The organism is Ferruginibacter profundus, assembly GCF_054783275.1.
The window spans coordinates 599279-611250 of sequence record NZ_BAAGQW010000003.1 but is presented as its reverse complement, the minus strand read 5'-3'; the positions used below and the strand labels follow the sequence as shown (position 1 = coordinate 611250).

The window sequence follows — 11972 nt, the reverse complement described above, 5'->3', positions numbered from 1 at the left end:
CTTTGGTTGTTCACCCTTGCAGAAATTTACATCAAAAACATTATGAAACACATTACTATTGCCTTGGCACTTATAGTTGCATCTGCATTTGCCCTTGCTCAAAAAAATGAATCGCTTTTGATCGCAATAAAAATTAAAAACACTTCTTTTCTTCCCAGGAAGATTACCATTATTTCTTATCAGCCCGGCGAGACAGGAAACGGTACCAATGGCATTTTTTTAATGCCGGGCATTGAAAAAAAATTACAATTCAAAGAAGGTACAAAAATCTATATCGCTAATTCCCGGCAGGTAGATACTGTAATGAGCGGGCAAAGAATAGACACAGGCGTGCCATTTTTAACTGTGAAGAAAGAAGACAATAACAAAGTATTTAACCTTTAAATATATAAAACCACATGAAGTATATCATTTCAGTATGCTCAATCTTTATACTGCTGCAAGCCACTGGCCAGGTAACGAGCCGGGGAAATAAATTTACTGATATTGTAAACCAATATGCTGCCACAAAAAACTTTAGTGGCTCAGTATTGGTGGCAGAAAATGGCAAAATAAGCTATAAGCAATATGTTGGTTTGGCCGACCGGCAGAATAACCTGCCTGTTACTACCCGTTCAAAATTTAAAATTTGCTCCATCACCAAAACCTTCACAGCAGTACTTATTTTACAACTGATGGAAGAAGGTAAGATCGGTCTCAATAAAACTATCGCAACTTATTTTCCCGGATACACAGGCGAAGCAAGAGACAAAGTAACTATACATCATTTACTTACCTACAGCAGTGGAATTGAAAATATTGATCAAAGCAGTGAAACAATGTATGCCCTGCAAATGCCTGTAGATACCATCATCAAAAAATATTGCAGCGGTAAACTGGTAACAGAACCCGGCAAAAAAATGGACTATAAAAATGCCGAGTACATCATTCTTGGAAAGATAATAGAAAAAATTACCGGCAAGCCTTATGCTGTGGTTTTACAGGAAAGAATTTTGCAGCCCTTGAAAATGACGAACTCAGGGATGCTACACAATAAAGATATTGTGCCTGGTCTGACCAGCACTTATTTAGTGGACAGTACAGGGAGCTTTTACAACGATGACCCTTATTGGATAGAAAATTTTTACAGCAGCGGTGCCATGTATTCTACTGTTGAAGACTTGTTGAAATTTGACCAGGCCTTATTCAACAATAAATTACTGAAGCAGGAAACGGTGAAACTGATGACCACATCTTATCCTGAATTATGGGGCGTAGCATATAGTTTTTGGGTAAATGAGCAAAAGTTCGGAAACATAAAAACGAGGGTAATGGACCGCAGGGGGAGTATCAGCGGTGCCAATACAGCCTGGTATCATTTCATCAATGAAAATAAAACCATCATCGTATTCAGCAACAGCAATGCGGCAGATGTGGTGGAGCTGAGAGAAAAAATTGCATCGGCGCTATTTAATTGATTGGAAGCCATTTTTTAAGCCGTCTCCTATAATTTGAGACGGCTTTTTGTTTTATGATACTTCTTTATGTAGCCTCAAATCATCATTTGCAGCGACTGCGCCCTATGGCTGAACCATCTTTGTGTTGTAAATCAACACTAATTTATGAAACAGCTTTCAGCAATTTTGATCTGCCTTTTTTCCCTGCCTGCTTTTGCCCAGCAAAAAGACAGTCTTCCCAAAACAGATACCAGCACTTTTAACCAAACCAAAAAACTGAACGAAGTAGTTATTAAAAGTAAAAAATCATTTGTAGAAATGCAGGCGGATAAAATGGTGCTTAATGTGCAAAATGATATTGTAGCATGCGGCGGCACCTTGTTTGAAGTATTGCAAAAAGCGCCTGGTGTCACCATCAGCAATGAGGAAACCATTAACATGGCTGGCAAAGCCGGAGTAAATATTTTAATTGATGGCAGGCCCACACAAATGAGTGCTAAAGACCTGGCCAATTATTTAAAAGCCACACCAGCTTCGGTAGTGGACAAAATTGAAATTATTATGAACCCTTCTGCAAAATACGACGCACAGGGTAATGCAGGTATTATCAACATCCGGCTGAAGAAAAATATTGCTAAGGGAACGAATGGTAATATCAGCACTTCTTATACCCAAAGCAATCACCCTAACTATAATTTTTCCGGCAATGTTAATCACCGCCAGGGTAAATGGAACTGGTTGGGCAATATTGCGGCACGTAAATCAAGGCAAAATACCAATGGCGCCATCAATCGTTTTGTAAATACGAATGGTACCGATAAAACATTTGCTAATAAAACGGTTGATGAGGACGCCTCAAAAAATATCAGCTTTCAAACCGGCGCAGATTATTATCTCAATAAAAAAAATACTTTTGGTTTTATTATAAAAGGAAATGAGTATTGGAGTAAATTATATACTCCGGGTACTACGTTGATCAATAGCAATAATACCACCGATTCATCATTGCATACTATTAATGACAATCATCAAAGAAACAGCCGTTACAATTTTAATACCAATTATAAATATGAAGATACCGTTGGGAATGAATTAAATATTGATGCTGATTATACTTCTTTTAAAAATAACAGCAGTGGCCTGGTAACTACTGATTTATTAAACCAACAGAATATAAAATATGGCTATACTGCTAATGACCAGGATGTAATAACGCAAATAAAAATTTACAGCATTAAAACAGATTACAGCAGACAGTTAAAACAAATACATGCAAAAATTGAAACCGGGCTAAAATATAATACTGTTGAAACCTCTAACGATTTAAAAGCATTGCTGTGGAATAACAACCAGTTTAAAGCAGATACCGGCCGCACCAATCAATTTAATTATACCGAAAAAATGTTTGCGGCTTATACAGGTTTTAATCAAACCATAAAAAAATGGGAATACCAGGTTGGTATAAGAGCAGAGCAATCCCTGATAAAAGGAAAAAGTATCGGCCTGAGAAATATTGCATTGAATTATCCTGATACATCGTATTTTAATGTATTCCCCACAGCGTTTATACGCTACACCATAAATGATAAAAACAATATCGGTATTTCTTATGGCAGAAGAATTAACCGGCCTACTTTCCAGGACCTGAATCCTTTTGAATACATCTTTGATAATTACAGTAAAGAAAGAGGTAATCCTTATTTGCTACCCGAATTCAGTAATAATTTTGAACTCAATTATTCTTACCGGGGAGCGGTGAATGTTGGTTTGGGTTATAGTCATACCAATAATTCTTTTCAAAGTATCAGTACCCTTAAAGGAGAAGTTACAGAAGTAACAGGTTATAATATCGGCAGTGAAAAAAGATGGTACCTGAGTTTAAATGTAAGCGCTCCTATTGCAAAATGGTGGGATGGCTATTTTAATTTAAATCCTTTTTATAAAGCATACAAAGGCGCCATCCCCGAAGGAAAATTAGATAATACCACCTGGGGCATGAGTTGGTACAGCAGCCAGAGTTTTACTTTACCAAAAAAATGGAAGGCACAGATCAGCAGTTGGGGTAATATCCGCACGCTGGATGGTATTTATAAAACATCCGGGCTGGGTAGCCTTGATGCAGGGGGAAGTAAGTTGATTGTAAAAGACAAATTAAATATTCGTGTATCAGTAACTGATATATTTAATACCCAGCGCTGGAAGCAGCAAGCTGATTTTGGTAACGTACATTTTAATTATTCCCGCAAATGGGAAAGCAGGACCCTCCGCATACAGCTTACCTGGAAATTTGGCAAAACCAATTTTAAATTAAGAGACAGAGAATTGGGTGCACAGGATGAAATTAACCGGATAAAGTAATACATCTATTTATTTGGGGGGCCTTTGCCCACCTATTGATAGCGGGTTAAAAATCAATACAGGCAAGGCTTTTACTTAATCTTACCATTTTATAGATTATAAAAAAATAAATACCGTAAAAATACTGTCAGGTTTTTGTTGGTTACAATTAAAAGGAATACTTTAGTTTCTTGTTGCTTGAAAAAGCAACATCACCCGCAATAAATAAAACCAAACTAAACTTTATGAGGAAGATTACCCTTCTTTGCTGTGCGCTGCTGTGCACAGTTTTTTCCCGGGCACAGGTTACAGGTGTAAAAACTATAGGTGTGGATTATCCTACGATAGCTGCAGCTGTTAATGCATTAAATACTTCCGGCGTAGGTGCCGGCGGAGCCACCATTAACGTTCCCGGAGGCTATGCCGAAACAGCTCCCGCAGGTGGCTTTGTGCTGGGAAGTACAATCTTAAATGCTTCTTTAGGTGCAGCCAATCCTCTGACTATTCAAAAAGGCGGAGCAGGCGCCAATCCATTAATTACTGCCCCGGTAGGAACCAGCACTACAGTTGATGGTATATTTAAAGTGGCAGGTGTGGACTACCTTACCATTGATGGTATTGACCTGCAGGAAAGTGCAGCCAATACTACTGCAACTACAGCTACTGAATGGGGCTATGCTTTTGTAAATTTAAATAGTGCAGCGCCTTTTGATGGTTGTAACAACAATACTATTAAAAACTGTACTATTACATTGAACAGAACTATTGCTACACCTTCTTCAGCTATTTATTTCAGCCATATTACAGCCACCAGTTCTACAGCGCTCACAATTACAGCTACTGGAGATTTACACAGTAACAACAAAGTATACAGTAATACTATAACCAATACCACAACGGGTATAAATTTCACTGGTTTTAGTGCCGCCAGCCCTTATACGCTTTACGACCAGGGTAATGATATTGGTGGTACTTCTGCAGCAACAGGCAATACCATTACGAATTTCGGAGGTACAAACTATACCAGCATTGGCGGTATTACATTTGCTAATCAGAATAATGGTAATGTTTCAAATAATACCTTAAACCAGTTGGCTAACGGCGGCGTAAACACGATTGGGGCACATTGGGGTATTTATACCTTTGGAACCAACTCCGCTTTTACTGTAAATAATAATAATATTACCTTAGGCATAGCGAGTATTAATACCGCCTACTTTACTTATGGTGTTTATTCAAACGCCGCCGGTACCAACCTTACTGTTACTAATAATACAATCACCCAATCTGATCCATCCGGATCTGCTGTAGTTAACTACGGCATATTTTTTCCCAATGGTAATAATCTTACTGCAACAGGTAATACAATTACCCAAACACAGGGAGTTAGTGGAACCACTTATGGTATTTACACAACGGCATTAGGTACTCTTAATGTTAGCAATAACGTTATTAAGCAGACAACTACGGCTGCGGTAACAAGTGGTTTTGCTTCAATTTATTGCAGTGCTACAGCCGTTGCCGAAACTATAAATGGCAACAGTTTTAATAATACGAATGTAAATACCACGGGTACTTATTACATGATCTATTCAAGCAATGGTACACCCAACATAACTGTTTCCGGTAACAGCATTAATGGCAGTTTTACAAAAGCAGGTGCAGGGGGAACTGTATACGGATACTATAATAATGGCAGTCCAACTTCAGGTACAGCTACCATTAGTAGTAACAATTTTTCAAATGTTAATTTAACAGGTGCCACCGGTTTTTATGGTACATTTTCAAATACCAGTACTTCCCAGGTTGTTATTATTACCGGTAACACTGTTTCTAATATAACTACAGGAGCTTCCACAATTTTTGGTTTGTATCATAGCTACGGAGCGGCAGGTAGTCTGTTTAATAATAATACGGTTTCGGGCCTGTCGGGTGCTTCAACAGTTAATGGTATGCAGGTAGGAAGCACTGCAGCATTAGGCATTGCGGTGTATGGCAATAGTGTGAGCAACCTGAGTACAACCGGTGCATCCACTGTTACCGGTCTTCTTTATTCCGGTGGTACAAATGGCAGCGTATATAAAAATAATATATCAGGACTAACAGCTTCCAATGCAGCGGGTATTGTAAATGGTGTAACTATTGCTGCAGCCACAACTGCATTAAATTTTTATAATAATGTTATCGGAGATCTAAAGGCTCCATTAACGTCCAGTGCCACTGATGCTGTAAGAGGTATCAATATCACCGCTACTACTGCTACTTCTAACTTAAACTTGTCGTATAATACAGTAAATATTGCCGCTTCTTCTACGGGAGCCAATTTTTCAACGTCAGCATTATTTGCTACTACCAGTGCCACAGCAACTTCAGCATCACTAACATTGAGAAACAATATTTTAATAAATACCTCTACACCTAACGGTACAGGGTATACTTCTGCTTACAGAAGGTCAAGTACAACCTTAACAAATTATAATACGGCTTCAAATAATAATCTTTATTATCCGGGTTCAGGTTGTACCAATAACGCATATCTGTATGATGGCACAACAGCTTATTTAACTCTTGCTACATTCAAAGCTGCGGTAGGTGCCAGGGAAGCTGCTTCAGTGTCAGAAATCAGTACACCATTTGTAAGCACAACAGGTGTGGGCGCAACCTTCCTGCACATTAATACCGCAACTCCTACAGTTGCAGAATCTGCTGGTATTACTGTTGCTGGTATCACGGATGATATTGATGGTGATGTGCGGAATGCAACTACACCTGATCTGGGAGCCGATGAATTTGCAGGTACTGCACCATCACCTTGTGCCGGTACACCGGCGGCTGGGGTAATTACCGGTAATGTGAATATTTGCCAGGGAAGTTCCACTATTCTCACGCTTACAGGGTATTCATCAGGTTCTGGTATCTCCATTCAATGGCAATCTTCAGCTACTTCCGGCGGCCCATATACCAACATCAACTGTGCTAATGGACCAACATTAAATACAGGTGTAATTCCTGCCGGCACTACAGTTTATTATGTAGCCGTAGTTACCTGTGCTAACGGAGGCGCTTTTGCCACAACAGCGCAATTTGCAGTTACATCTAATGCCACACCTGCAATTACACTTACACCTGCATCTGCCACTATTTGTAATAATGGCACAGGAACAAGTATCACCGCTTCGGGTGCTGCCACATACATATGGTCACCCGCTGCAGGCTTAAGTGCCACAACAGGTGCCACAGTAACTGCTAACCCGTCTGCAACTACTACTTATACCGTAACGGGCACAAGCGCTGCCGGCTGCCCTGGAATCAGTACCATTCTGGTAACTGTAAATCCTGCACCGGTTGTTACAGGTGTAACGGCATCCAGCACTAATATTTGTTCCGGAGCCGCAGTAAACTTAAATGCTACCGTTACCTCCAACTCAGCCCCATTAAGTGTATTATCTGAAGGCTTTGAAGGCGGAATTCCTGCCGGCTGGGCCATTCTCAACGGCGGTACCGGAAATAACTGGACAATCGGCCCTGTTAATGGTACAGCAAGAACCGGTACAAAATGTGCTGAATATAACTGGAATTCAACAAATGCGGCTAATACTTATCTTATCACAGGTGGTGTTACCTTAACCGCAGGCGTTACCTATACGGTATCTTCATGGTATAGAGGTACTGGTACTACGTTCCCTGAAAAATTAAAAGTAACAGTGGGTACAGCTCAAACTATTGCTGCACAAACTACCACTATTCAGGACTTAGGAACAATTACCACTGCAACTTATACACAGCAATCTGCAACATTTACCCCAGGTGTAAGTGGTGTTTATTATTTTGCCTGGAACTGTTACTCTGCAGCCAATGAGTTTTACCTGGATGTAGATGATATCTCTATTACATCTCCTGCACCTGCAGATAGCTATGCCTGGACTTCTACACCGGCAGGATTTACATCTAATGTACAAAATCCTACAGGTGTTGTTACAGCGGTTACTACCACTTATAACTTTACAATAACTAACAGTTATAGTTGTCCTGCTTCAGGTTCAGTAACGGTTACAGTAAATAACCCGATAGCTTATGCAGTAACTGGTGGTGGTGGTTATTGTAACGGAGGCACAGGTGTTAATGTTGGCCTGGCTAATTCGCAAACAGGGGTTACTTATCAATTGGTATTAAACGGAACTACAAACGTTGGTGCTCCGGTTGCAGGAACAGGCGCAGCAATTAGTTTTGGTTTGCAAACTACCATTGGCACATACACTGTTGTGGCTACCAATACAACATATCTATGTACCAGCAATATGACAGGTTCTGTATCTGTATTTAACTTTCCTGCAGTAGTTATTACCCCAACCTATACACAGCCTACAACCTGCGTTACCACTGACGGCGCTATTTCAATTGCATTGAGTGGTGCACCAGGCCCTTATAGTTTTATCTGGACAGGACCTGGCGTTGTAACAAATGCTCAAAACCAAACTAACCTGATTGCAGGTACCTATACAGTGACTGTTACTGACGGCAATGGCTGTTCGGGAAATGCTGTATTAACATTAGTTGGACCGGGAGGTTGTTCAATCTGTCCTACAATTGGCAGTGTAACTACCAATCCAACTCCTTCAGGATGTATTGGTACTCCGGTATCACTTACGGCTTCAGGTCTTACCTCTATGGGTATAACCTATGGTATAGAATTCAGGGCATTTACTACTGCTACCGCCAATCCTTATGCAGGAGGTACTGTACTGGCAACAGTACCTAATGGTAGCCTTACTGGTGGTGGAACAACTGCAACCGGTACAGGTACATTTGCCGCGGCAAATACTTACTTTGTATATGCTGTACTTTCACCAACACCACTTGACCCAACCTGCAGGCCAAGCGTAGTAACTAATTTTACTATTAACCCTACACCTACTGCAATAGCCACACCGGCATCACAAACAATTTGTTCTGGCACTGCCATTACTACAATTGCCATGAGTGGCGCAGTTGGATCTACAACTTATAACTGGACCAGAGATAATACTGCTACCGTAACCGGTATTACTGCAAATGGTTCAGGTGATATTACCGGTACATTAATTAATACCACCACGGTGCCCGTAACAGTAACCTTTACAATTACTCCAGTGGCTGGCGGATGTTCTGGTACACCAATCACTGCAACAGTGCTGGTAAATCCTACACCAACAGTTACGGCTACACCATTGTCACAAACTATCTGCTCCGGCGGAACAATTGCTACCATTGTGAACGGAGGTAGTGCAGTTGCAGCTACCACCTACAGCTGGACAAGGAATAACACGGCAACAGTAACAGGTATTCCAGCCAGCGGAACAGGAAATATCAGTGGGGCATTAACCAATACCACAGGAGCTCCTGTAACTGTAACCTTTACCATAACTCCAATAGCCAATGGCTGTTCAGGCACACCAGTAACTGCAACAGTTTTGGTAAACCCGGTTACAACAGCTATAGCTACACCGGCATCACAAACTATCTGCTCTGCAGGTACACTTACACCAATAGTATTAACAGGTGTTTCAGGTACTACATTTACCTGGACAAGAGATAACACGACTACAGTAGTAGGCGGTATACCAGCCAGTGGATCAGGGTCAAGTATCACTGGTTTCCTCACTAATCTTACAACAGCACCGGTTACTGTAACATTTACAATTACCCCATTGGCTAATGGTTGCCCGGGTACACCAATTACAGCAACAGTATTGGTAAACCCATTGGCAAGTGCAGTAGCTACTCCGGCTACACAAACAGCTTGTTCGGGATCACCTATTACTACTATCGCATTAACCAGTAATGTAACAGGGACTACCTATAGCTGGACAAGAGATAATACTGTTGCAGCAACAGGTATAGCGGCTTCCGGTACAGGTAATATTACAGGTACATTAACCACAACCGGTACAGCAGCGGTAACGGTAACGTTTACCATTACACCGTCATTTGCTGGTTGCCCCGGGCCTTCTATAACAGCAACAGTTACTATTAACCCAACACCTGTAGTAACCCAACCGGTAAACCAAACATTATGTAATGGCAGTACCACAGCGGTGGTTAATTTTAGCGGCGGCATTACCGGAACTACTTATAGCTGGACCAATAATACCACATCAATCGGTCTGGCGGCAGGCGGTACCGGAAATATTGCAGCATTCACTGCTACCAATACAGGTATTGCTCCGGTAACGGCAACAATAACGGTAACACCATCATTGAATGGCTGTACAGGTGCTCCTAAAACATTCACTATTACAGTTAACCCAACTGCAAATGTTAATGCAATTGCTAATCAAACATTATGTACCGGTGCAGCAACAACAGCGGTTACATTTGCAGGTACAGTGGCAGGTACAACTTACAGCTGGACCAACAACACACCATCTATTGGCCTGGCAGCAAGTGGTACAGGTAATATTGCATCGTTTACAGCAATCAATACCACATCAACAGCTGTAACAGCAACAATAACGGTAACACCAACAGCAGCAGGTTGTGCTGGTACACCTAAAACCTTTACCATTACCGTTAACGGGCAATCGGTAGCTCCAACAGGTGCTACAGCTAGCAATATTGCATTGTGTGGTGCAGGCACTGCCGACCTTACCGTACAGGGTGGAGCATTGGGAACAGGCGCATCATGGAAATGGTATAGCGGAAGTTGCGGCGGTACATTAATAGGTACGGGTGCAACAATTACCGGCGTTCCGGTTAACGGCACGGCTACTTTCTATGTAAGGGCAGAAGGAACATGTAATACTACAACCTGCGCCAGTGTAACGGTAACCGTTAATCCGCAGCCAACTATTACATTATCAGCGGCACCGTACACCAGCCTGATGCCACCATTAGTTACAGGCATCACGGCAAATATTACACCTGTGTCGGCAACTAATACCATTGTATGGTTTAAAGACGGTGTACTTATCAACGGAGCAAACATCAATACTTTAAGTGGTATTACTGTTGATCAGCTGGGTTCTTATACAGCAAGGGTTACAACAACAGCAGGTTGTACGGCTTTATCTGCACCATTGGTGATCCGGGATTCTGCGTCAAACAAACTATTCATTCTGCCCAATCCAAATAACGGACAGTTTAAGATCAGGTATTACACCAGTGCCCGTAATTTTGGATTCCTGCGTACCGTAACTATTTACGATAGCAAAGGAGCAAGAGTGTTTACTAAAGCCATACCTGTTACAGCGGCATACAGCACTATGGATATCGATATCAGAAATGCTGGTAAAGGATTATACATTGTTGTGGTAGGCAACAGCGAAGGCAAAGAACTGATTACCGGAAAAGTAGTGGTACAATAAACAAAATTTATCACAGTAATAAAGCTGAAGCTGCTCCTGAAAAGGGGCAGCTTTTTTTATTGCGTAACCACTGAGGTAAACCAAAACATCTGGTAAGTTTTAATTTACATTTCGCTACCTTCAATAAATGAACAGCGTATTGGAAAATGTATTACAGAAAAATCGGTCCGGCTTTCGTGCGGTAGTGGATTTTAATGCTGCAACAGAAAAAATTGCCCACATCAATTTGTCAAAATCCAATACCGAACTTACAGAAGAAGTTTACAGTAATACCAAAAGTTTTTCTGCCTGGATTGATGGTAAACGAAAAGAACAGGGCGCTAAATTTTTAATTGGCGGGTATGCCGAACTGAGGGATATGTACAAACGCAGTTTGCTTTTTGACGAAGAAAAAAAATATGGTATAGAAAAACCTGTGACTGAAGAACCCCGCCGCCTTCATATTGGTACTGATATATGGGGTGATGCCGGTACAAAAATATTTGTGCCTGTTGGCGGCACCGTACACAGTTTTGCTTTTAATAACAATTTTGGAGATTATGGTGCCACCATCATTCTGCAACATCAGTTAGATACCATTGTGTTTTATACTTTATACGGCCATTTAAGCCTTGCCGATATTCAACACCTGAAAGAAGGAAAATTCATAAGCAGGGGCGAACTGCTGGCACATTTTGGCGAGCCTAAAGATAATGGCAACTGGCCGCCGCACCTGCATTTTCAGCTCATCAGCGATATCCGTTTGTACAAAGGAGATTATCCCGGTGTATGTGCCGAAAAGGAAAGCGATAAATACCTGGCCAATTGTCCCGATCCCGATCTGATACTGAATTTGAACAAATATGCACTTTAGGCG

Annotated in this window: 5 protein-coding genes; all 5 read left to right on the top strand. The window is 41.2% G+C overall.

Features of this window, described 5'->3' with window-relative positions:
- The first annotated feature begins 42 nt into the window (after positions 1-42).
- Positions 43-384: a hypothetical protein gene (locus ACYVM0_RS22340; RefSeq protein WP_460560827.1), complete on the top strand. Its 342-nt coding sequence runs from the start codon at positions 43-45 to the stop codon at positions 382-384.
- Between the two features lie 14 nt (positions 385-398).
- Positions 399-1457 carry a serine hydrolase domain-containing protein gene (locus ACYVM0_RS22335; RefSeq protein WP_460560825.1) on the top strand — a complete coding sequence of 353 codons (1059 nt, stop codon included), beginning with the start codon at positions 399-401 and terminating at the stop codon, positions 1455-1457.
- 144 nt (positions 1458-1601) lie between these two features.
- Positions 1602-3794, top strand: coding sequence for a TonB-dependent receptor domain-containing protein (locus tag ACYVM0_RS22330; protein ID WP_460560823.1), 2193 nt, complete (start codon positions 1602-1604; stop codon positions 3792-3794).
- A gap of 224 nt (positions 3795-4018) precedes the next feature.
- Complete coding sequence (locus ACYVM0_RS22325; protein ID WP_460560821.1) at positions 4019-11116, top strand: PKD-like domain-containing protein; 7098 nt, start codon at positions 4019-4021, stop codon at positions 11114-11116.
- Positions 11117-11243: 127 nt separating this feature from the next.
- On the top strand, positions 11244-11969 hold the full coding sequence (locus ACYVM0_RS22320) for an aminotransferase class III-fold pyridoxal phosphate-dependent enzyme (protein ID WP_460560820.1): 726 nt from the start codon (positions 11244-11246) through the stop codon (positions 11967-11969).
- Positions 11970-11972 lie beyond the last annotated feature (3 nt).

Bases quoted from the DNA above. Each gene is read 5' to 3' on its own strand.
- ACYVM0_RS22340 (WP_460560827.1), top strand. From the start codon at position 43: ATGAAACACATTACTATTGCCTTGGCACTTATAGTTGCATCTGCATTT.
- ACYVM0_RS22335 (WP_460560825.1), top strand. From the start codon at position 399: ATGAAGTATATCATTTCAGTATGCTCAATCTTTATACTGCTGCAAGCC.
- ACYVM0_RS22330 (WP_460560823.1), top strand. From the start codon at position 1,602: ATGAAACAGCTTTCAGCAATTTTGATCTGCCTTTTTTCCCTGCCTGCT.
- ACYVM0_RS22325 (WP_460560821.1), top strand. From the start codon at position 4,019: ATGAGGAAGATTACCCTTCTTTGCTGTGCGCTGCTGTGCACAGTTTTT.
- ACYVM0_RS22320 (WP_460560820.1), top strand. From the start codon at position 11,244: ATGAACAGCGTATTGGAAAATGTATTACAGAAAAATCGGTCCGGCTTT.